This is a genomic window from Nostoc sp. (assembly GCF_036917275.1).
Classification (GTDB): domain Bacteria; phylum Cyanobacteriota; class Cyanobacteriia; order Cyanobacteriales; family Nostocaceae; genus Nostoc.
The window spans coordinates 1-22,903 of sequence record NZ_JBALDF010000051.1; the positions used below are offsets into that span (position 1 = coordinate 1).

Genomic DNA, 22,903 nt, shown 5'->3' on the forward strand with positions numbered 1-22,903 from the left:
GCTAACTTTTGGCGCGATCGCAGTTTTACCAATTTCAGGTGATGTGGTGCTAACTTTTGGCGCGATCGCAGTTTTACCAATTTCAGGTGATGTGGCGCTAACTTGTGCTGCGATTGCAGTTTCACCAATTTCAGATGATGTAGTGCTAACTTTTGGCGCGATCGCAGTTTCACCAATTTCAGATGATGTTGCAGTCACTTTTGGTGCGATCGCAGTTTCACCAATTTCAGGTGATGTGGTGCTAACTTTTGGCGCGATCGCAGTTTTACCAATTTCAGGTGATGTGGTGCTAACTTTTGGCGCGATCGCAGTTTCACCAATTTTAGGTGATGTGGTGCTAACTTGTGGTGCGATCGCAGTTTCACTAATTTCAGGTGATGTTGCAGTAATTTTTGGTACTTCACCAATCTCAGGCGATGTAGCGGGAATTTTTGGTGTGATCGCAGTTTCACCTATCTCAGGTGATGTGGCGCTAACTTTTGGTGCAATTGCAGTTTCACTAATTTCAGGCGATGTGGCTGTTATTTTTGGTACTTCACCAATTTCAGGTGATGTGGTGCTAACTTTTGGTACTTCACCAATCTCAGGTGATGTGGTGCTAACTTTTGGTGCGATCGCAGTTTCACCAATTTCAGGCGATGTGGCGGTAACTTTTGACGCAATTGCAGTTTCACCTATCTCAGGCGATGTGGCTGTTATTTTGGGTACTTCACCAATCTCAGGTGATGTGGCGCTAACTTGTGGCGCGATCGCAGTTTCACCTATCTCAGATGATGTGGTGCTAACTTTTGGCGCGATCGCAGTTTCACCAATTTCAGGCGATGTAGCACTAATTTTTGGTACTTCACCAATCTCAGGTGATGTGGCGCTAACTTTTGGTGCGATCGCAGTTTCACCAATTTCAGGCGATGTAGCACTAATTTTTGGTACTTCACCAATCTCAGGCGATGTAGCGGGAATTTTTGGTGCGATCGCAGTTTCACTAATTTCAGGTGATGTTGCAGTAATTTTTGGTACTTCACCAATCTCAGGCGATGTAGCGGGAATTTTTGGTGTGATCGCAGTTTCACCTATCTCAGGTGATGTGGCGCTAACTTTTGGTGCAATTGCAGTTTCACTAATTTCAGGCGATGTGGCTGTTATTTTTGGTACTTCACCAATTTCAGGCGATGTGGCTGTTATTTTTGGTACTTCACCAATCTCAGGTGATGTGGTGCTAACTTTTGGTGCGATCGCAGTTTCACCTATCTCAGGTGATGTGGCGCTAACTTTTGGTGCAATTGCAGTTTCACCAATTTCAGGCGATGTAGCACTAATTTTTGGTACTTCACCAATTTCAGGTGATGTGGCGCTAACTTTTTGTGCGATCGCAGTTTCACTAATTTCAGGCGATGTTGCAGTAATTTTTGGTACTTCACCAATCTCAGGCGATGTAGCGGGAATTTTTGGTGCAATTCCAGTTTCACCTATCTCAGTTGATGTAGCGGGAATTTTTGGTGCGATCGCAGTTTCACCTATCTCAGGTGATGTGGCGTTAACTTTTGGTACTTCACCAATTTCAGGTGATGTGGTGCTAATTTTTGGCGCGATCGCAGTTTCACCAATTTCAGGCGATGTAGCACTAATTTTTGGTACTTCACCAATTTCAGGTGATGTGGTGCTAATTTTTGGCGCGATCGCAGTTTCACTAATTTCAGGTGATGTGGTGCTAATTTTTGGTACTTCACCAATCTCAGGCGATGTAGCAGTTATTTTTGGTGCGATCGCAGTTTCACTAATTTCAGGTGATGTGGTGCTAATTTTTGGTACTTCACCAATCTCAGGCGATGTAGCGGTTATTTTTGGTGCGATCGCAGTTTCACCAACTTCAGGTGATGTAGCGGTTATTTTTGGTGTGATCGCATTTTCACCAATTTCAGGTGATGTGGTGCTAACTTTTGGCGCAATTGCAGTTTCACTAATTTTAGATGATGTGGTGCTAACTTTTGGTGCGATCGCAGTATTCTTAGTTGCAGATGATTTAACTGCTTTTTTCGTTCTTGATGTGGATTTTGTTTTTTTCTCTGGTGGTTTTTGGGATTTATTTGTTTTTTTTGATTTAGATTTACTTTGAATATTTATTTCTGTCGAAATCTCATTACTCGAATTGTTATCAATGCGATTTGGCAGTATATCTGTAATATTACCTTTTCCTGATTCATTACTCTTAATATTACTTTTCTCTGGTGGGGCTATTGCATCCAAAGAATCAGATTTAAGTAATGAAAACTCACTATTTATATCCTGAGAATCCCCACTATCCCAACCTATTAATGGTTGGATTGATGCTTCATGTTCACGAGGCAATAAAAATTTAGAGGATGTGACTAATGATGGTTTAGTTTGTATAGTACTGATAAAATTACTTCGCGAATGTAGAGAATGAGACTCTTTTCTGAATCCCATTCTATGAGGATGAGATAAAGATGATATTACCCCAAGTGGATGAATATTGTTTCCTAATGGAGATTGAATAATTTGCATAATTATAATTGAAAAATAGCCAATTAACTAGAAACGAAATATCCTGTTTTTTGATTTCGTTGTACAGAAGTGCCTCCTCCTGTAGCTCTTGCAACTTGTAACCCTTCATAAGCTAAAGTTAATTCTTCAATGGCAACTGCATTTCCATCTGCTTGAAGTGTAGGTGTTTTCCAAGTTATAGGAATAGCACCAATCAAAGTCCAACTCATCATTGTTTCACCAGCCTGATTGAAAATCAGAATATTGACATTGCGTCGAGATGTCTTCTTTTTTTCATCAAAAACTGCACTCATCCAGTTCCAAAAACCTGGATGATCTGTAACTCCACGTTTAAGAGTTATGTCTGCAAATTCTGTATGACCTAAATAAATTCTTTGCTGGTCGTTGACACCACCTTCATTAAAAACATTTTTCTTAATTTGAACACTTAATCCTGAACATTCAGTAAAAGATGCAGCAATAGCATTGTCTATTTCTACATAGAAACGATTAGTAGTGACATAGTTTAATTCGTGAGTAATGTTGCCATTATTGGAACTTGGAGTAACCTTGCCATTATTAGAACTTGGAGTAATGTTGGCATTCTTAGGATTTGGAGTAATGTTGGCATTTTTAGGAGCTGTAACCATCACAACCACCTCTGAGAACTATAATTACCTACCCTTTCACGCTGCGATCGCAGGTCTTCTAGCAAAAGTTTATACACGTGTTCTGTCAGTTGGTTCATAAGCAGTGAGTCGTTGAGATATTTACTTGCCGTTTTAGCGACTTTGTTGACATTATAAGTTACTGAAACCCCGGCGTAGCCAGCAGTACCGCCAACATCTCCATCGAACGTGAAAAAAGTTTGTTGCTGTTTTGAGTCCATAAATAAAAAATCTCTCCTAGAATCAAGGCTAAAGGTACTGCATCAGAATCAAAAGTAGCCAAAAGTCTAACTTGGTCTTTGCCTGGATTTAGACTTTGGGTGAATTGTGTTACAAGTGCGATCGCTGTACTCTACATATGTGAACCAGCAAATATTCATCCACCTACTGCTTGGGCATCAGGAGAAAAAAATGAGAGAACATGTAAGCCAGTCCAAAAAAGCTAACACTGCTTCCTTCTCAATACCATCTCTGAAACACCGGATACCCGGCTTTGGTTTAGATTCGTCACAAGCTTCACCCCAAGCAGTTCCATTGGTGCAACCACTTCATAAACCTCTGACGCACGACATTAGTCGAATACCCTTGCGTAATCCCCAAGCAAAACTCTCAATTAGCCAGCCTGGGGATAAATATGAACAGGAAGCTGATAGCGTAGCACAACAGGTAATGCAAAGAATAGCGCAGCCTATAAATCGCCAGTCTATTCAACGAGAAGCATTGCCAGAGGGAGAAGAATTGCAGATGAAACCGATGGGAAATTCCATCAGACCTTTGCAACGACAAGAAATGCCAGAGGAAGAGGAAGAATTGCAGATGAAATCTCTGGACAATAGCACACTGCAACGACAGTCAGCACCAGAGGAAGAAGAATTACAGATGAAGCCGATGGTGCAGCGTCGGGCTGGGGTTGGGATGGCTGCTGCGCCAGACATAGAAGCGTCGATTAACCAAGCAAGGGGTGGGGGACAGGCGATGGCAGACAATATTCGCCATCCGATGGAGGTGGCGTTTGGCACAGATTTCAGTGGGGTGAAGGTTCACACGGATGGTAAATCTGACCAGTTGAATCGGTCAATTCAGGCGCGTGCTTTCACGACGGGGCAGGATGTGTTCTTTCGGCAGGGAGAATATAATCCTGGGAGTCGGGGCGGCCAGGAGTTGTTGGCGCATGAGTTGACCCATGTTGTGCAGCAGAATGGGGGGGCGGTGCAGCGATCGTCCTTAAACTCCCTGCAACAGTCGTCAGCATCAGCCAGTAATGGGGGGATAGCTTTGGTGCAGAGGGCGTCGCTAAATAGCATCGAACGCCTTTCCTGGGATGAAACAGGGAAGGAAATGTGGAGTGCTAACTCATCAGACCCTTCACCCATAGCACAGCATATAAATAGGCTTGTGAAGGAAGGCGTGCTAAATACCACTAACGTAAGTGAATTTGTCAGCGGTCACGCTATCGCGGCGGCAATGGGAGGAAAGAATCATGAAAGTAATATCGTGGGATGGGATGGAAATACACATGAGATAAAACAAACGGAATTTGAATGGGCGGTGCTAAAGGGACAACAAAGTACATACACAGATGCACTACCGCCTCAAGCAAATGAAACGGGTCAAATAATAGTAGAAGCCCAATTGTACGGAGAAGAAAAGTGGCAGGTTATCCTTGATCAATGGGCAATGACACTAAAAAACTATGTAGTTGCGAATTGGGCAGAATTGAAAGCCAATGGAAAGGCGGAAATAAATCCTAAAATACCAGTGGAAAAAAGAACCAATATAAATGACCCCAGTGAAGAAGCTATATTACAAGGAATCAAAAATAGTTTGAAAGCAGGTGGTCATTCATTAGAAAGAGTGAAGAGAATACCGAATGATTATCGGATTTCGTATGCCTCTACAAGTAAGAAGTCAGGGCGTGAATTCGAGTTAAACCAAGAAAATTTACCAACAGTTGAGTTCAACAAAAGTGCAGACATCAATACACTATTTAATGTTGCAAAACCTGCAAAGGCTAAATCAATAGCAATAGATAGATGGTTTTTATACTCACCTATACCTTAATTGAGAGTAAATAATAGATAAAGACTTGAAGATCAAAAGGTGATTTGTAGCCAGATGCTAATAAATCAGGAATGATCGCCATGATCCAACGCCTGGACAATTTCAGCCAGAGGCGATCGCCCGATACTATAGCGGTTCTCAATTGCATGGAATACATTTTTCAACGCAGAATTTAAGTATTTGAACCATATCTGTCGTAGGGGCGCAAGACCTTGCGCCCCTATTGCGTTGTCTATTTACCTGAAAATAACTGTAATTACAGCCAGGGGCAAAACTTGTGTAGTCCAGCTGATACAGCATGAGTTAGGAGTCAAAAGGGCTTTTTATCTGGCTTATAAACCAAAGTACTGTACTTGACTAACTTGCAATTCGCTGGATGATATCCGCTCAAATAACCGTCATTGCGAATGTTCGCTGAGAATAGCCAACATGATTTCAGCTTGATTTTAGACTTTTGATGAATTGTGTTACAAGTGCGATCGCTGTATTCTAGATATGCGAACTAGCAAATATTCATCCACATACTGCTTGGGCATCAGGAGAAAAAAATGAGAGAACATGTAAGCCAGTCCAAAAAAGCTACCAGTGCTTCCTTCTCAATACCATCTCTGAAACACCGGATACCCGGCTTTGGTTCAGATTCTTCACAAGCTTCACCCCAAGCAGTTCCATTGGTGCAACCACTTCATAAACCTCTGACGCACGACATTAGTCGAATACCCTTGCGTAATCCCCAAGCAAAACTCTCAATTAGCCAGCCTGGGGATAAATATGAACAGGAAGCTGATAGCGTAGCACAACAGGTAATGCAAAGAATAGCGCAGCCTATAAATCGCCAGTCTATTCAACGAGAAGCATTGCCAGAGGGAGAAGAATTGCAGATGAAACCGATGGGAAATTCCATCAGACCTTTGCAACGACAAGAAATGCCAGAGGAAGAGGAAGAATTGCAGATGAAATCTCTGGACAATAGCACACTGCAACGACAGTCAGCACCAGAGGAAGAAGAATTACAGATGAAACCGATGGTGCAGCGTCGGGCTGGGGTTGGGATGGCTGCTGCGCCAGACATAGAAACGTCGATTAATCAAGCAAGGGGTGGTGGACAGGCGATGGCAGAGAATATTCGCCATCCGATGGAGGTGGCGTTTGGCGCAGATTTCAGTGGGGTGAAGGTTCACACGGATGGTCAATCTGACCAGTTGAATCGGTCAATTCAGGCGCGTGCTTTCACAACGGGACAGGATGTGTTCTTTCGGCAGGGAGAATATAATCCAGGGAGTCGGGGCGGTCAGGAGTTGTTGGCGCATGAGTTGACCCATGTTGTGCAACAGAATGGGGGGGCGGTGCAGCGATCGCCTCAGCTACCGCAGGAATTACCGCAATACCCAGCCACAGAAAACCTATCTTTATTAAGAGTTGGTGGGGTGATGCAATCGAAAGGCAAAATGACAGGGAATAGCCAAGTGTCATCTGAGGTGTCGCCTCCTAACAAAACGGGCTTGCCTGATCGCCTCAAAACAGGTATTGAGAACCTCTCAGGCTACTCAATGGATGATGTGAGGGTGCATTACAACTCGGATAAACCTGCACAATTGAAAGCTCATGCCTACGCACAAGGAACAGATATTCACATAGCTTCTAGTCAGGAGAAACATTTACCACACGAGGCATGGCATGTGGTACAGCAGAAACAGGGAAGAGTGAAGCCGACGATGCAGATGAAAGGTGGAGTTAATATAAATGATGATTTAGGGCTAGAGAAAGAGGCGGACGTGATGGGTGAGAAGGCATTTCAGGTTAAGAAAATAAGTGGAGACAACCTTGATAAAATTAAATTAGATAATAGATTATTAAGTCAAAATATTACAAAAAAAGTATTGCAGGGAGTATGGGTTACAGAGAACGAAACTAATGAAAGGTTAAATTTAAAGAAGACGGAAAATCCAGAAATACTGCTGTTAAGTAATGATGGTTCAAAATACAAAGTGCTTAGCAAAAAGCCTGACGGAACTCCTCTTACTGTAGAAAAAATGAAAGAAAATCCTCATTCAGATTATATGTATAGTAAATATGATCCTTACATAAATTGGTCTACCTCATCTACAGGAGTAAAATTAGACACTCACTTTGGAAAAGTAAGTGCAACACATAAGCGTGGAGCTCCCAAAATCGGATCAAAAGCAAAAGATTTTGGAAATCAACAGATGGGTGATGCATACACTGATTATATTGATGGTCTCCGTTCACAAAGTCAAAATGATAAGGTAATAGCTGGAGCTCTATTAGAATTAGACGATACCATAATAGCTAGTGAATTAGAGAAAAGGGCCGCTGCAATGTTACATACAACTGTTTACTTAGCAGAAGAATGGAGAAAACAAGGAGCAGCTAAAATATACCGAGCAATCTTGAGGCTAATAGTTAAGGGCACTCGTACATTTGATGACTTTTTACAAGACTTTAAATACATATCAAGTGCGGATGAGGGACGTAAAATGGTGGGCAGGATACAAGACGTATTTAAAGGTGTTGTCCCTAAAGAGGATTTACCTGAGTCAGAAGAAGAAATTTATGAGGCAATGTCGCCAATAAGGGAAGAAGACTTTAGTTCAGATGAGGACATGAGGGGCGACAATCGTAAAAAACTGACAAAACGTAGGCTTTATGCGACACATCACAGAATATAATAGAGATTTTGCCAAACCGCAGCGATTATATTCATTACAATCCTGTGTGGCATCAATTATGTCTGACTCCACAGGATTGGCAATTTTCAACTATTCATCGATTTATCCAGCAAGGTGTTTATCCGCCAAATTGGGGAATGAGCAAGGCCTTGCGTCCCTACAGATATACAAATAATCTGGGATAACTTATTTTTTGCAAGTCCCTAAACAACCAAATCGCCTGTCAAAATATCCAAACACGAACACCAAACGTACTCTACGAGATTAAAGGTGATAAAAATTAATTGGGGTTATCGGGGAACAATACAAAAATATCGATATTGATTTTCATAACCCGTGAAATATGATCGCAATAAACATCATCGTCAATCGATCCGTCTTAAAAAATACAATTATGCGTCTGCTGGTGGCTATTTTATCACCATTTGCAGCCACCAACGAGAATGTTTGTTTGGTGAGGTAGTTGATGGGACAATGCAATTAAATGATTTAGGGCAAATTGTCGCAGAAGAATGGGAGCGATCGCCTAATCTCCGTCAAGAGATTAAATTGGATGCCTGGATCGTCATGCCCAACGATTTTCATGGGATTATTTTTATTGAACCTGTCGCATACCTTGGGGCAAACAATCACCACGCGGCGGTGGTAGGGGCGCAAGGCCTTGCGCCCCTACAATCCAATGGGTTGCCACAATCCGATGCGCCTCTACAATCCAAAGGGTTGCCACAATCTGATGCGCCTTTACCAAGCAATATGCCGAACCGAAAACCGCGATCGCTTGGCTCTTTCATTGCTGGGTTTAAAATGGCCGTGACAAAGCGAATTAATTTATTGCGAGGGACACCAAGAGTCCCGATATGGCAACGCAATTACTACGAACACATCATTCGCAATGAGGCAGCATTATACAAAATTCGTGAATACGTGCAGACAAATCCAATATCTTGGAATACAGATCAATTACATCCCCATAATCCCTCAAAATGGTAACGTCAGTAGGGGCGCAAGGCCTTGCGCCCCTACAACGGGATATTTTTATAACTGGAAGATCCCTAAGATAGATTTTCTGACGATTTAGACTTTAGTGCATTGTGTGGTGAGTGCGATCGCTAGTTTTCTAGAGTGCCAAAACGTGTGTGCGATCGCAATATTGTCGTTAGTGCGATCGCCTGATCTTGTAGGGTGCGTTAACGTTCGCGTAGCGTGCCGTAGGCAAGTAACGCAGCGAACCAATGTAATGGTGCATTACTACGACAAATATTAATTCAGGGCGATCGCTACCAATTGATTACCGTTAGAACCGTTATCTTCGCAAATTCTTGATCAGCCGTTACCAAACTTGCTGAATTTTGGATTGCCATCGCCGCAATTATGGCATCGGGTAATTTCAACCGAAATTGTTGGCGAATTTCAATAATTTTCTCAATGAACACAGTGTCAGTTACTACTAAACCAATAACCTCGACTTGCTGAAGAAACTGCTGAAAAAGTTGGCGATCATTTTGTCCCAGTCCAGCAAACGCCAGAAACTCAATTTGGCTAATGACTGAAACCCCTATCCAATCAGCGTTTTGTAATAATTGAATGAGTTGAAGATTTCCTTGAAGTAAAGCCACGATCGCATTCGTATCCAACACGTAGCGATTACCATTCATCTCGTAGATTTCTCTGCATTGCTACCGCATCTCCCTGCCAGATTAATCGCCCTGCCAAATTAGAGAAATCATACTTAAATTTCTGCTTCCCGTCTGTTGGAACTGGATTCAAAACAACGACAACATCAACTTCGACTGCCGTTAACTCTGTTGGAATATTCAGATTTAAATAACCAGATTCATCAGTCTTAGTGGTCAGTTTTAGAACTTCCATTCCGAATTAAACCTCATTTGAATTTACTTTACCGCAATTGTGGATCTTGTAGTGCGATCGCCTGTTGTGTTTTTGTGAATGCGATCGCTGCTATGACGATCAAATAAGAGTGCGATCGCCTGATCTTGTAGGATGCGTCAGCGATCGCCACTATTGTAGAGTGCGAAAACGTGCGATCGCTCACCTTGTAGAGACTGTCTTGAAAGTCAAGCGATTGTCATTTGCTGTAGGTTTCTTGTAAATACGTGCAGATAAATCCCCAATTATGGAATTGCGATCAATTGCATCCCGATAATCCTTCAAAATGGTAATCCAGGGGCATCGGCGCAAGTAGGGGCGCAAGGCCTTGCGCCCCTACACACTTTTTAATCACACAACATATACAGTGAAATTCACTAGATTATCCTGACCAAATCGCAGTGAATCGCCATTAAGCAGGCGATATTGCATACCAGGAGTTAGAGAAGTATTGTTTAAATAAATACCATTAGTACTCATGTCAACAATCATGTATGCATTTTGCGACCAGTCCCAATCGACTCGCGCATGACGACGAGAGATTATTCCCTCACTGGAGATGCCTGTCAAGTCAATTTCTGGCGGCGCTATTCCTGGACTCTGACTGCGGCGACCAATATAACCTCCTTCCCCAACGAGGTTAAATTCTCTTCCGGTGGTATGAATCAACTTTAAGAGTGGCGCTCTTTGAGGTGGGGGAGTATAAACAGGCGGTGTTGGTGGATAAGAAACCCGTTGCTGATAAACTGTTGAATAATCAACGGGAGCTTGTTGGGGAACTTCGTAGTTAGGCTGGTTTGTTGGTGGCCGCTGATACTGAATAGGTGGTTGTTGACTGGGTGGTGGTTGACTAGGTTGTTGTTGACTAGGCGGTGGTTGACTAGGCGGTTCTGGTGTAGAAGAAACTACATTACCTAGAGGAGTGGAACACCAGGGACAAACCTTAGCATTGTTAGGCAGGGCGCGGTTAAAATATTCGCAACTGGGATTAGGGCACCGATTTGCAGGCATAAGAATTTATATCATCAGGCATAGGTTGTAAAGCTACAAGACCTACTTTACTAAGTAAACATTGACCCTGACGAGTGGTTAGCATCTGGGCAAATGTAGAACCACCAGGTAGGCGGCTGCTGTCTTTAGGGTAAACTACAAAAATTGGGTATCCCAAAGGGTAGCTTTGGAAAGTTGTGACATCAACATAATAATCATCATGTTGACACAAGTCATCTGACGGATTAATTGAGCGGCGATCGCGCCGTTGAAATAGAGGTTGAATCGCTGACTTGTTGCCATCTGCGATCGCTAGGGGATAGCCAGTACACTGACTCGAAGTTTTACTGATAATCCCAAAACTGATGATACCAGGAGTTTGCCCCTTTAGAGTCTCGCTGCGTATCTGGTTTTGGGTTTTTGTTGTATCAAGTTTAGTAACCTTTGCAAATAAAGCTTCGTCCTGAGGGGCGTTTTTGAGAACTATTTCTTGAAATTTACTGATTGCTTCCGGTTCAGTTGGAGCAAAAGGTTTCATAGTCAGATTTGGAAGTTTGGGGCTAATTTGCTGCCAATTATTAATTTTACCTGTATAAATTTGACGTAATTGCTCAAGACTTATTTCCCCCCCAAGAGCACTAGCAAGATTTGAGTCTCTCTTATTAAATGCTACAAATACCAGTAACCCATCATAAGCAACTGGTTTTTTAGCAAGTTTATCTGTGATATTATCTACCAAACTAGTAATTGCAAAATCTTTTTTGCTTGTTTGGACTTCTTCGATACTTTTATTCTGATTATCTATATTTGATGACAAAACAGATTCATAATTAAATGTTGCTGTTGCATCTGCCTTTGGTCTGGTCAATAAATCTCCTAAACGACTGTTGTCCACTGGTTGCGTTAAAACAAAGCTCCATGTACTGTCTTTTTCTCCTGTGTAAGTAAATTGTCCGGAAGGAATGTTAGGGACTTCAGAGAAATTCCGCACAAGTTTTGACCATTGTATATATTGATTAGAACTAACTGTTTTCTTACCCCAAAGCCAATACCAAATTCCCCCCCCAAGTAGTAATAAAGCCAGAATTACTAGTAGAATTAAGGGCATTGGGAAACGCCTTTCTATTTCTTGAGAAGCTGGCGATCGCACTGAACTTTTGCCATGATCTTCTTTGGGAAGTTCCAGTAATGCTTGACGAGCTGCTTCTGCACTCTCGAAACGAGTTTCCAGCCCAATTAATCGATAAATAAACTGCTTTAAATGGCTATCGGTATCTGGCCATTGTTGATTATCTCTAGGATCGAGAGGCTGGTTGGATGAAAAATTAGTTGTGCGTCCTGTCCATGAAGAAAAGGCTACCAATCCTAATGATTCTAAATCTTGCTCCGGTCTGACGAGCGCGGGTTGAGTAATAATGGGCGGAAGAAATAAGTTTTCCCAGATAGCTAAATCACAAAAATATATAGAAAATTTTTGATTATTTTCTACTTTAATTAAAGTACTATCTAAATTGATGTTGCCGTGAGTGATACCCAGTTGTGTTTGGTTTGAGGGAAAACGCAGCTTTTGGGTGTGGAGAAACTGGAGAGTTTGTAGACCTTGATTTAGAACCTCACGGACTTCAGGAGATGTCATTGCTCCCTTGTCTATTAGATATTTACCTAAAGTTTGAGATAACTCTACTCCTTTAGTAATTAAATAACAGCGTTCTCCTTTTTCATCAGCGATCGCTTCTTTAGTTTCGACAAGACGGAAGTTTTGAATTCTACTATCGGCTAAACTTACCCCACCCACCTGTTTGAAAGTTTCTTTCCGCTTCCGAGTCTCGCTTTCATTAAAAGAACGATCAGGTAGCAGGTATTCTTTGATGATTACAGGCTGTTTGTCTTTGAGTTGGATACCTGAATATAAGCGGCCTAAACCCCGGACACCAACAAAACTAGCTATTTGATAAGTCCCCTGATTTCCTTTAATCTCAGCCTGCTGCGGTAAAGTTGCTGGAAAACCACATTCCAAGCAAAACTTAGCACCCTTGATTTGCTGCGCCGTTTGGAAGGGGCGATCGCAAGTTAAAGGAGAATTGTACGAGCAGGGGTATTCTTGATAAAAAGATTCAAATGAAGGCATATACAAAGAGTTTCGTGAATTGCGCCGATTACTTCTGTCGCGCTCAAGCGTGAACTAATCCTAACTTGAGAGCAGCCACAATAGCTTGAGTCCGGCTAGTAACCTTCAATTTTTCAAAAATACTTGTGAGATGCGCCTTAACAGTAGCAACTGTTACATATAAATGTTTTGCGATTTGTTCATTAGAAGCACCTTGAGTTAACCAGTGTAAAACTTCTTGCTCTCTTTGGGTTAAACGCACCTCATGAGATGCTTTCATATTAGAGTCTGAATAAGCCTGAAAAAACCGGAAAAATCGACTAGCAACCTCTGAAGGTAGATAAATTTCTGACCTTGTAACAGTGTCAATAGCTTCACATAATTGTGTTGCCACACGATTTTTAAACACATAACCTGCGGCTCCCGCCTGCATTGCTCTAAAAATCCAGTCATCTTCTTGATGAGCCGACAATACTAAAACCTTGCCAGTGTAAGCAGTTTCCTTAAGACGTGTCAAAACTGTAATCCCATCACATCCTTTCAGTTGCATATCCAGCAAAATTAAATCTGGACACTTCTGGGCTGTTAATTTTAAAACTTGCTCTACAGTATCAGCATCACCCACAACTTCTACAGGTAAAGCAGAATTAATACTATAAAAGTTGAGGAGGGTACGTAACCCCTGGCGGAAGCGTTCTTCATCATCTACCAGCAAAACTGAAAGTTTTTTATGATCATTAGTCATATTTTTAATTACGAGTTACGAATTACGTTAGCGTAGCGGGGCGTAGCCCATTACGAATTAGAAATTATTTATCTCCTCCTTGGTCGAGGCAAAATCAGAGAAAATTGCGCTCCCCTTTCTGACAAAATTTGTGCCCAGATACTTCCTTGATGATCCAGAATAATTTTTTTAGCGATAGTTAAACCCAGCCCTGTACCTCCTCTACGTCGGGAATAAAATGGCGTAAATACTTTTTGTAAATCCTCTTGAGATAGTCCTGGTCCTTGATCTAATATTTTAATTAAAACTTCATCTTGAAAAATTTGCCAGCTACAGGTAATAGTTCCTGAATTAGGACTGAAATGAACAGCATTACTGAGGATATTGTCAAAGACTTGTTTCATTTGCAATCTGTCTATCTTCAGTATTGTCGATGTATCGGGAATCGATATTTTAATTTTTTTCTGATTAATTAGAGGTTGTAAATTTGTGATACTTTCAACTACCAAATTTCTTAAATCTTGAAATGTTACCCTTAATTTTGCACTTTGACCACAATCAATAAGCTCATTTAAATTAGTATCTAAATCTTCTATACTTTCGCCAATGATTGTTGCTTGCTCTTGCCAAGGACTATCCTTTAACCCTAAGCATAAGTTATGTGCATACAATCCGATAAGTCCTAGAGAGTTACGCAATTGATGACCTACTCGATGCAGGATATTTTCCAGGAGTTGAATTTCAATTTTTTGTCTTCCATAGTCTAAGTAAATATCTACATACTTACTCAGGAGCATAGCAGAGCGTTTTACGTATAATTGCAAACTCGATGACAGAGGTTCATGAGTAATGATTTGAATGTATTCAGGTTTTTGATTTCTATAGCCTATGGGGCAAATGTAAGAAATGGATGAAAAGTCCTTAAGTCTAAATTCATGTAAAGTCAAAGCAGGCGGAAAGTCTGTAAGCCACGCTTCTGACCGCAAATAAGCTAAAACTTTTGGCGAAAAAGAAGCTTGGTCTTGACCATAATGTATAACTTCCTGATGATTTTTCAGTAAATAATCATGATAGACAATCCGAGCGAAAAAAATTGGATACTGACTAGTTAGCTGCTCAGACTCTAGCTGACAAAAGCTCTGAACATCTGAGGAACTCAAATAATTAGAGCCATTTTCTAGTTTTTGTACAGAAAAGCCTAGTGTCATAGCTTTACTCGCTTTTTGCAACTAAATGTTTTTAGTGTTTTACTGTCTAGTATAAAATTATGCAGTCTGAGTAATGTTTATTTTTTGTTAAGTTATCTTGTTCGATAATTAATCCAAAGAATTATTAAGTTTGTATTCACTGGTGCTTCTCACCTTCCTAATGCTCTTTTTACTCTCCTTAAATAATATTTAAACCCTTGTTTCTCCGTGCTAAGTTCCAAACAAGGATTTTTTGGCAATGCTTATCAAGCGAGGCTTTGAAAAAAATTCAAGGTCAGCATCTTATTTTTCTCTCCTCAAAGATATAAAAGAGCGCTAATTTCAAGGGATAGACTGATCTACAAGTTGAAGTTACTGCTTTTCGGATTTTTGAAAAGCTAATATTTTCCAGCCCTCTCAATCATCATTCTGGGGAAACTAGGGAGTGAGGATGATGAAGCAGGGGAAAGATGGAGAATAACTACTAACTAAACGTGAGTTCGACGGCTCATGTGGTATTGCCGAATGATCTGAGTCAAAAGACCCCTAAGAGATTTTACTACGCAAAACCTTCCCTCTCCAAGTCGGAAAGGGACAGACCTGAACTTTAGTTTAAGTCTGGGAAAGGTCTTTTGACTTACGTTAACTAATGCCCAATGCCCCATCCACAAATATCGACAAAAGTCTAATTAACTTTAGAAGGCTGATACATATACTCTAGATGTATCTGGATTAGCTACCAGCACAACACCTTCATGCTTATCTTCGTTCTTCAAACTTTAGCCGAAATTCTAGCTGGAGGAACCTCACTTACCAGTACGGAGCAAATTGACTTTAGCCATCCTGGTAATCGAAGGGAAGAGGGAGCAGGTCCGACTCTCAATTTATACATTTATGATATTCGTGAGAGTAAGCAGTATCAACAAGCTGGAAGGCAAGTTGAACGTAATACTACACGCCATCTACAAGCTGGCACTGTAACTTGGGCACCTGCTTGGTTTGATGTTTCGCTGCTATTAACAGCCTGGGATAGAACGACTTTAGGCGAACATCATTTCCTTAGTGAAGCTTTGACCGTACTTATACGCCATCGAGCTTTGGAGGAAGAGTTTTTAGTTCCTGAATTGCGGGGTAATGGTAGTTTGCCTATGATGATTGGAATACAGCCCTCACTTGAGGTTGGCGGCTTATGGAGCGCTCTTAATGTACCATTGCGTTCAGCTTTATACTTAACGATAAGCGTGCCTTTTAATATGCAAGCAACTACAACACCTTTGATTTGGGAACGAATTTTTCACCTACGAAATAACATGCATGAGAATGGTAGCAACCAAATTTTGACCAAGCGAGTAGTAATTGCAGGTGTTGTCAAGAGTGCAACAACAAATCTGCCACTGCTGGCGACAAAAGTTACTCTGCTGGGAACTAGAAAATTCATGGAAAGCAATAAAGAAGGACTGTTCTTTTTTGAAAACCTTGAGATAGGTAACTATGTTTTAAATCTAAATTGTCCTGGTTATTTACCCCAAAATATTAATGCATTGGTAGATAACCAAAGTCATACCTTCAAGGAGATATTTCTAACTCCTGAATAATTAACTTTTTACTGACTTGGAGAGACTTTCATGGCTAGACTTGATTACTTTGCTCCTGGTGTCTATATTGAAGAATTTGACCGGGGGAGCCGACCGATTGAAGGCGTTAGCACAGCAGTTGCCGGGTTTGTAGGCTTTACAGAAGATGTTCGAGATGATGCTGAACTCTTTAAGCCAATGTTGGTGACTACTTGGACGCAATATCTGAACTATTTTAGTCGTCCTAATTCTGATGGTTTCACGGATTTCAACGCCTACTTACCCTTTGCTGTTTATGGCTACTTTATGAATGGTGGTGGTCGTTGCTGGGTGACAAGCATCGGTACTCAGTTACCAGGCGCACCCAAACCGGCAACTCCAGAACCTACCACCCTAAGAATCAACTCTCGTGGGAATCGTCCAGCTCTTCGGTTTACTTTGCGCCCCGAACAAGCAGGAGGCGGATTAGTAAATATTTTAATTATTGATGGTTCTCCTCGTGCCTTACCTGAAGGTACTGAAGGAGAAGCTCCTCCAAATACGGGGGAATATTTCACAATCCAAATTCGTCGGGGAGATGAACTTCTAGAGCAATACGAGAACTTGACGATGAACCGCGAGCCTGGTGCTCAAGCAGCATATGCGCTGGCAGCATTGAGAAATTCTATGTATGTCAGTCTAGAAGACATTACTCAAAGCGGACAGCCTTTAACTCGCCGTCCGGTTAATGGTCAGTACGAACTAGCACCACCAATTGTTGCCCCCTCGCTGGATAGATTTTCACGAGATATAGAAGGGGTTCGGGACGATCGCACAGGGGTACGCGGTATTTTTGAAATTGATGAAATTACAATGCTGGCTTGCCCTGATTTACTGAGGGCTTATCAAGAACAAGTGCTGAACTTGGATCAAGTCCACGGGATCATGGAACTGATGATCAGCATGTGCGAGGGTTCTGCCAGTGGCGATATTCCCAATCCACCCAACCGCATGGTTGTACTTGATGCACCACCGGACGCCGTTAAACCCCAACAGGTGGTGGATTGGTTAAACAGATTTAACCGTCGTTCGATGTTTGCAGCCCTTTATTACCCTTGGATCAAAGTTGCTAACCCGCGCGATCGCGGTAATCCAATTCTAGTGCCTCCTTGTGGCCATATGATGGGTGTTTGGGCACGCACCGACGAAACCAGGGGTGTTTATAAAGCGCCTGCAAATGAAGTACCCAGAGGCGTTATTGGTTTGGGTTACGACACCAATTTCCGGGAACAGGAACTATTGAACCCCCTGGGGATAAATTGCATTCGTAATTTCCCGAACCGAGGTATCCGCATTTGGGGGGCACGAACTTTAGTTGAGCCAGATAAAACAGAGTGGCGTTATATCAGCGTGCGTCGGTTGATTAGTTACATAGAAAAATCAATTGAACTAGGCACTCAATGGGTAGTTTTTGAACCGAATGATCAAGATTTGTGGGCGCGTGTCATCCGTACTGTCAGTAACTTTTTAGAGCGTATTTGGCGTGAGGGTGCTTTATTTGGAGCTTCACCAGAACAGGCATTTTATGTTAAATGCGATGCGGAATTGAATCCACCAGAAACTATGGTTTTAGGTCGTTTGTATGTCGAAGTAGGTGTTTGCCCGGTTAGACCAGCCGAGTTTGTGATCTTCCGCATCAGTCAATGGAATGCACTTGATGAGCAATAACTGATTAATAACCTGCTTACATATTGCACCACTTTCCATTAAGAACGTCATTAGTCATTAGTGATTATTTCTTTGTAAACACAAATGACAAATGATAAACAGAGAAGTCTGAGCGCCAGCTTTTGGTGTTGGCGCAGCCCACTATTCGCGTTGGCGTACCTCTTTGGGGAAGCTTGTCGTAGACAAAAGAAGGCATCAGAACTTCTCCTAAGAGAGACGCTGCGCGAACGGGGACAACCCTTAATTGTAATAGCTTAGTATTTTCTGCAATTTTCCCACACTATTAATTTATTAGGAGATGAGATATGGCTGGAGAATATGTTGTTGCTTCTGTATTCTACTTTGAAGCAGATGGCATGACTGACAAATACGTTCAATCAGTCGCAGGAATGGGGTCAAAAAATAATGCTACTAAAACCATTAGAGGTTCAGGCAAAAATGGTAAGACATTACGTCAAAACCTTCCTGGACAGGCTGAGTTTAATAATGTCACAATTACTGTGACTTACAATGGTGAAGAAGACCTACACAAATGGTTTTTAGCTTGTAGCGAAGATGGAAAACCTCGTCAATGGGATGCAAATCGTAAAGAAGTTTCAGTTGTTGGTTATAGCCAAGATAAGTCAACTGAAATAATCCGTTATAATTTTAAAGGTTGCTTTCCCGAATCATATACAGGCCCAGAATTCGATGTTACAAACAATGATCCGGCAACAGAGAAGATTGAAATGTCGATTGAGGGTTATGAGGTCAAAGCAAAGAAAAAAGATGTAAAATCAGCAACTTGAAACTCAATTATTGGGTTTGATCAAGGGATGAATTAACTGTCTGTTTTTGACGGAAGGTTGCTATCTATAAGTGATAGCAACCTTGAGTGCTAAGTTAAATTAAATTTGCATAACAATTCAAAGTTTCAAATTTACTATGAAATAAAATGGCTCCAATCCCACCTGAATTGCTCACAGGTTATCATTTCTTTTTAAGATTAGACATAGGTACAAATGATAGTGATGGCTACTTTTTAGAATGCCAAGGGTTTAAAAAAACCCAGGATGTAATTGAAATTTGTGAAGTCACTTCTCAAAAGTGGGGAAGTGCATCAAAAGGGAAAGCGGTTATAACTAAACTTCCTGGCAATGCTAAGAGTGGTAATATTACTTTACGTAAAGGTTTGAGCAACTCCAAAGATTTTTGGAAGTGGTTTGAAGAAATTGAAACAGGGAAGTGGGCTAAAAAGCGTGAATTTATTTCTTTATCTATTTACGATCAAGCAGCCACAGAACAAGCTAGATTTGAATTAGCTGGTGCTTGGCCTACTAGTTACAAAATTGCTGATTTTAACGCTAACAGTCATGAAATAGAAATTGAGGAATTGGAGATTGCTTTTGAGGAATTTAAACGCGTGAAATAATCAGGAGGACTATGTTTCCCACAGATTTTGAATTTACACTGCCTAAGGGGTATCTAGACTCTGAAGGCAACCTCCACCGCAAAGGTGTAATGCGGTTATCAACGGCGATAGACGAGATTGCACCCTTGCGTGACCCACGCGTTAAAGCTAATCCCGTTTATGCCACAATTATTATCTTGGCGCGAGTGATTACCCACTTGGGTGCTTTATCAGAAGTGACTCCTGCAATAGTGGAGAACTTTTTTGCCCAAGATTTAAATTACCTCCAAGATTTTTACCGTCGAATCAATGGATTGGAGAGCGAAACTTCCCTACCAGAAGATACAATAAATTCCCCTGAGCCACTTCTTCATAATTGAGTTGGGAAATAGGGAGATGAGCTAGCAGAGGAAGAACTATTGATTATTGCCAAATGCTCAATACTCAATACAACTCTTGAAGAGGCTGGCGCTTAGGGCGTAGCTATGCCGCAGCCTTTACGACACCGGCTCCATCGAGCGAACGCAAGAGCGTCTCTAAGAGTTGTCGAGATGCTCAGTACAAGTGCCCAATGCCCAAATAAAATTACCTATGCGCCGTAAAAAGGATACTCTCTGCACAGAATTTGCCTTCACTCTTCCTAGAGGGTTGAGTGATGGTGAAAATCGAGTACATCGCCAGGGGGTGATGCGTTTAGCCACCGCCAAAGATGAAATTTTGGTGCAACAAGAGCGCAAAGTTCAAGAAAATCCAGCTTACAGCGTCTTGGTGATGCTTGCACTGGTTATTACTCGCTTGGGCAGTTTCAACTCTGTTAGTCCTGATTTACTCGAAGGACTGCTCTTACATGACATTGCCTATCTCCGAGAATTTTACAATCGAATCAATCAGCAAGGCAATGTACAGATTCCGACACAATGTCCCCACTGCGATACTCAATTTTCAGTGGAGCTAGAACTAGCGGGGGAGTCGTAAGCTACCCCTCTGATACTTTATATGAGGAGGTAGCTTTTATTGCTTATCATTTTCACTGGTCACAAGATGATATTTTAAACTTAGAACACACTACCCGTCAGCGCTGGGTAGCAGAAATCAATAAAATTAACCAAAAAATAATATGAAAGTAAAAGTTAGCTACTCACCAAATCTAAATGAAGTCAATGAAGTTGACCTGACCATAGAAACTACAACCAGAGGAGAATGGTTAATAGGTCGTTCTCCTGATTCTGATTTAGTCTTAGACAGCCCTGATATCAGCCGATTACATGCTAAGTTTTTTGTTAAAGGTGGAAATTACTACTTCTGTGACCTTGGCAGTAGAAATGGCTCAATATTTAACGGTAAACAGGCTGAAAAAGACCGACCATATTCTTTGAGTGATGGAGATGTTATCCGAATTGCCGATTACGTTTTAATCTTGGAAGGAGTTACTCCCGCCTATGAACAACCAGAGACAGTCTTTAGAATTATAGATCCTTCACTGTTTTCTCGGCCGCGATCGCCTGAAAATGTCAGTGCTTCCAATGTTGCTAATCCAGCCCAAGAAGTAGTTAACGAAGTTCCAGCGCCAATTAGTAACGAAGTAGAAACACCTGAAATTAATCCTGCTTCCCCAGAAATCAGCAAAATCTCAGAAGTTGTTTCTACTCAAACTGATGATGTCATCCCTAAAAACATCATTCAGTCACCAGAAGCAGTCAGCGAAGTTCCACACGATGTCCATGATCAAGTTGGGGATTTGCGGACATCAGTTGCAGCAGAAGTCAGCGCAGACGCTGAAGAAGAAAAAGTTCCAAAAGTCAACGAAGCCTCAGAAGTTTCTTCTACTGTAGCTGATGATGCGATCGCTTCACCTGAAAACATCATTGAAACTCCTGAACAGAAAAGTGTTCTTCCACAAACCACTCACGATCAGGAAGCAGCACTGGCGGCAGAATCTACTTTCGTACAGCAGCGTGATACAAGTGCCATTCCCGAAGCTACCCACAATGAGGATGCAGAGTTGGAGGCAGCACTGGAAGCAGAAGTCACCTTCGTTCAGCCACGTGATTTTTTCAGCGAAGTTCCTGCACAGGAGAGTACCGTTCCCGAATCTACCTCCGATGAGGATGTAGAGTTGGAAGCAGCACTGGAAGCAGAAGTCACCTTCGTGCAGCCGCGTGATTTTTTCAGCGAAGTTCCTGCACAGGAGAGTGCCGTTGCAGAAGCTACCCATAATGAAGTAGTAGATTTGGATACGTCAGTTACAGCAAAAGACAGCGCAGATGTTGAAGAAGTAGAACTTAGTTCTGCTATTGATAAAACAGAAAGTGAAGTTCCTGAGATCATCAGTCAAACTATTGAAGAGGTTTCTGAAGTAGAAGCAACTCAATCTGATGAAACTCCAGAAGAAACAAATGTAAGTGAGCCTTCTCAAATGATTATTGAAAGAAACATAGTACTAATTGCTCACGAAAGCAAGAAATCAGAACTTGCGGAATTTGTTTCTCAACATCAGGAGTTTTTCTCGCAGAGTTTTACAATTACCTGGCCATCTGTTAGCGAAGTTTTACATCAACAGGCGGGGATAACTATTAGTCAAGAAACCGCCGCACCGACTTCTGGAGGATATCAAACAATTGCATCATTGGTTGGATCTGGAGAAATTTTAGCAGTTATTTTCCTGAGAGATTTGCTACAACCTCAGTCTGGTCAAGCAAATGAAGAAGCACTGCTAAGGTTATGCACCATTAATCAAGTTTTACTGGCAACTAATTTGCCAACAGCAGAGGCGATCGTGCATTATCTTAAATCGACAGTAGACTAGCACTAAATTATTCATTGAACAATAATATCCCCGACTTCTTTAAGAAGTCGGGGATATGGGTCTTTCGTTGCTATATTTTTTGAAAAGTTTCAAATTGCATAGAATAATTTTAATAAGAAAAATTAATCTAAAAATATACATATATTTTAAAGTAAAATCTATTAAAAAAATGGTTGCAAATTTTAAAAGTAAAAGTTTTTTTAGACAAAAACGGTAGGGGCACAGCAATGCTCATACGTATCAACTTGAGGTAAAAGTCTGCTAGAACAAGGTTTTATAAATTGTCTTGTTCCCAGTCTCTGACTGGGAATGCCTAACTTGAGGTTCGCCGCAAGTCTTGAGGAGCATTTCCAGCCAGAGGCTGAAAACGAGGATTTTAAAAGGGTTTGGGCTTAAGTTGACACCAATTTAGCAATGCTGTGCCTTGCATCCAAACCAGAACCGTTATATTTTACCGTAAGTGCTATTATCGTTGATACTAAAAAGCGCTCCCCTTTTCGGGAGAGCGCTTTTTAATTTAGCTAAACTTTACTATTTAACCGTTGATAGCAGGAGCGGTAAGAGCTACAGGAGCAAAGTCACCAGCTGCCAAATCTAAGGGGAAATTGTG

23 protein-coding genes and 1 pseudogene are annotated in these 22,903 nt (G+C 41.5%); 13 read left to right on the forward strand and 11 right to left on the reverse strand.

Features of this window, described 5'->3' with window-relative positions; translation table 11 throughout:
• Window positions 1-2,113: beta strand repeat-containing protein (locus V7K35_RS19085; protein WP_335080756.1), on the forward strand; the 2,113-nt coding region annotated here is incomplete at its 5' end.
• 433 nt (window positions 2,114-2,546) lie between these two features.
• On the opposite strand, the gene V7K35_RS19090 is transcribed toward V7K35_RS19085, so the two are convergent.
• Together V7K35_RS19090 and V7K35_RS19095 are read right to left on the reverse strand one after the other, a co-directional pair.
• The gene (locus V7K35_RS19090; protein WP_335080757.1) at window positions 2,547-3,152 is read right to left on the reverse strand and encodes a phage tail protein; all 606 of its coding nucleotides are present in this window, start codon (window positions 3,150-3,152) and stop codon (window positions 2,547-2,549) included.
• Window positions 3,152-3,391: a hypothetical protein gene (locus V7K35_RS19095; RefSeq protein WP_335080758.1), complete on the reverse strand. Its 240-nt coding sequence runs from the start codon at window positions 3,389-3,391 to the stop codon at window positions 3,152-3,154. Before V7K35_RS19095 ends, V7K35_RS19090 begins: the two co-directional genes overlap by 1 nt.
• A 190-nt stretch (window positions 3,392-3,581) precedes the next feature.
• Between V7K35_RS19095 and V7K35_RS19100 the strand changes: the two genes are divergently transcribed.
• Window positions 3,582-5,231, forward strand: coding sequence for an eCIS core domain-containing protein (locus V7K35_RS19100; RefSeq protein ID WP_335080759.1), 1,650 nt, complete (start codon window positions 3,582-3,584; stop codon window positions 5,229-5,231).
• Here V7K35_RS19100 and V7K35_RS19105 read toward each other — a convergent pair.
• Window positions 5,221-5,379: a hypothetical protein gene (locus tag V7K35_RS19105; protein WP_335080760.1), complete on the reverse strand. Its 159-nt coding sequence runs from the start codon at window positions 5,377-5,379 to the stop codon at window positions 5,221-5,223. The two genes, V7K35_RS19100 and V7K35_RS19105, sit on opposite strands and share 11 nt — an antisense overlap.
• A gap of 400 nt (window positions 5,380-5,779) precedes the next feature.
• Here V7K35_RS19105 and V7K35_RS19110 point away from each other — a divergent pair, with 400 nt between their 5' ends.
• The 3 genes from V7K35_RS19110 (at window position 5,780) to V7K35_RS19120 (ending at window position 9,185) form a co-directional block, all read left to right on the forward strand.
• Entirely contained in the window at window positions 5,780-7,921 is a 2,142-nt protein-coding gene (locus V7K35_RS19110; RefSeq protein WP_335080761.1) for an eCIS core domain-containing protein, read from the forward strand.
• Between the two features lie 336 nt (window positions 7,922-8,257).
• A complete protein-coding gene (locus V7K35_RS19115; protein ID WP_335080762.1) occupies window positions 8,258-8,911 on the forward strand; it encodes a transposase in 654 nt (217 codons plus the stop codon).
• Window positions 8,912-9,005: 94 nt separating this feature from the next.
• Entirely contained in the window at window positions 9,006-9,185 is a 180-nt protein-coding gene (locus V7K35_RS19120; protein WP_335080763.1) for a hypothetical protein, read from the forward strand.
• Between the two features lie 13 nt (window positions 9,186-9,198).
• Here V7K35_RS19120 and V7K35_RS19125 read toward each other — a convergent pair whose 3' ends face one another.
• From V7K35_RS19125 to V7K35_RS19155, 7 genes are all read right to left on the reverse strand, one after another.
• The gene (locus tag V7K35_RS19125; RefSeq protein ID WP_335080764.1) at window positions 9,199-9,576 is read right to left on the reverse strand and encodes a PIN domain-containing protein; all 378 of its coding nucleotides are present in this window, start codon (window positions 9,574-9,576) and stop codon (window positions 9,199-9,201) included.
• Window positions 9,566-9,790, reverse strand: coding sequence for a hypothetical protein (locus tag V7K35_RS19130; protein WP_335080765.1), 225 nt, complete (start codon window positions 9,788-9,790; stop codon window positions 9,566-9,568). The genes V7K35_RS19125 and V7K35_RS19130 overlap by 11 nt, the downstream gene beginning before the upstream one ends.
• A 28-nt stretch (window positions 9,791-9,818) precedes the next feature.
• Complete coding sequence (locus V7K35_RS19135; protein WP_335080766.1) at window positions 9,819-9,974, reverse strand: hypothetical protein; 156 nt, start codon at window positions 9,972-9,974, stop codon at window positions 9,819-9,821.
• A gap of 185 nt (window positions 9,975-10,159) precedes the next feature.
• Window positions 10,160-10,819 carry an FHA domain-containing protein gene (locus V7K35_RS19140; RefSeq protein ID WP_335080767.1) on the reverse strand — a complete coding sequence of 220 codons (660 nt, stop codon included), beginning with the start codon at window positions 10,817-10,819 and terminating at the stop codon, window positions 10,160-10,162.
• The gene (locus tag V7K35_RS19145) at window positions 10,797-12,926 is read right to left on the reverse strand and encodes a substrate-binding domain-containing protein (RefSeq protein ID WP_335080768.1); all 2,130 of its coding nucleotides are present in this window, start codon (window positions 12,924-12,926) and stop codon (window positions 10,797-10,799) included. The genes V7K35_RS19140 and V7K35_RS19145 overlap by 23 nt, the downstream gene beginning before the upstream one ends.
• A gap of 43 nt (window positions 12,927-12,969) precedes the next feature.
• Entirely contained in the window at window positions 12,970-13,650 is a 681-nt protein-coding gene (locus V7K35_RS19150) for a response regulator transcription factor (RefSeq protein WP_335080769.1), read from the reverse strand.
• 68 nt (window positions 13,651-13,718) lie between these two features.
• Window positions 13,719-14,837, reverse strand: coding sequence for a sensor histidine kinase (locus V7K35_RS19155; protein ID WP_335080770.1), 1,119 nt, complete (start codon window positions 14,835-14,837; stop codon window positions 13,719-13,721).
• Window positions 14,838-15,571: 734 nt separating this feature from the next.
• Here V7K35_RS19155 and V7K35_RS19160 point away from each other — a divergent pair.
• The 8 genes from V7K35_RS19160 to V7K35_RS19195 all read left to right on the forward strand — a co-directional run bounded on the left by V7K35_RS19160 (window position 15,572) and on the right by V7K35_RS19195 (window position 22,293).
• Window positions 15,572-16,411 carry a Pvc16 family protein gene (locus V7K35_RS19160; protein WP_335080771.1) on the forward strand — a complete coding sequence of 280 codons (840 nt, stop codon included), beginning with the start codon at window positions 15,572-15,574 and terminating at the stop codon, window positions 16,409-16,411.
• Window positions 16,412-16,441: 30 nt separating this feature from the next.
• Window positions 16,442-18,097, forward strand: a complete 1,656-nt coding sequence (locus V7K35_RS19165) for a phage tail sheath family protein (protein ID WP_335080773.1) — start codon at window positions 16,442-16,444, stop codon at window positions 18,095-18,097.
• Between the two features lie 305 nt (window positions 18,098-18,402).
• On the forward strand, window positions 18,403-18,885 hold the full coding sequence (locus tag V7K35_RS19170; protein ID WP_273765487.1) for a phage tail protein: 483 nt from the start codon (window positions 18,403-18,405) through the stop codon (window positions 18,883-18,885).
• A gap of 167 nt (window positions 18,886-19,052) precedes the next feature.
• Window positions 19,053-19,508, forward strand: a complete 456-nt coding sequence (locus tag V7K35_RS19175; protein ID WP_335080774.1) for a phage tail protein — start codon at window positions 19,053-19,055, stop codon at window positions 19,506-19,508.
• Window positions 19,509-19,519: 11 nt separating this feature from the next.
• Window positions 19,520-19,867 carry a hypothetical protein gene (locus V7K35_RS19180; RefSeq protein WP_334972474.1) on the forward strand — a complete coding sequence of 116 codons (348 nt, stop codon included), beginning with the start codon at window positions 19,520-19,522 and terminating at the stop codon, window positions 19,865-19,867.
• Window positions 19,868-20,078: 211 nt separating this feature from the next.
• The gene (locus V7K35_RS19185) at window positions 20,079-20,462 is read left to right on the forward strand and encodes a phage tail assembly protein (RefSeq protein WP_335080775.1); all 384 of its coding nucleotides are present in this window, start codon (window positions 20,079-20,081) and stop codon (window positions 20,460-20,462) included.
• Window positions 20,405-20,608 (forward strand): DUF6760 family protein, encoded by a 204-nt coding sequence (locus V7K35_RS19190; RefSeq protein ID WP_334794116.1) that lies wholly within the window; start codon window positions 20,405-20,407, stop codon window positions 20,606-20,608. Before V7K35_RS19185 ends, V7K35_RS19190 begins: the two co-directional genes overlap by 58 nt.
• Window positions 20,605-22,293, forward strand: coding sequence for an FHA domain-containing protein (locus V7K35_RS19195; protein WP_335080776.1), 1,689 nt, complete (start codon window positions 20,605-20,607; stop codon window positions 22,291-22,293). Before V7K35_RS19190 ends, V7K35_RS19195 begins: the two co-directional genes overlap by 4 nt.
• 535 nt (window positions 22,294-22,828) lie before the next feature.
• Here the strand turns inward: V7K35_RS19195 and V7K35_RS19200 are convergent.
• Window positions 22,829-22,903, reverse strand: a pseudogene (locus V7K35_RS19200) (photosystem II protein D1); the annotation flags it as partial.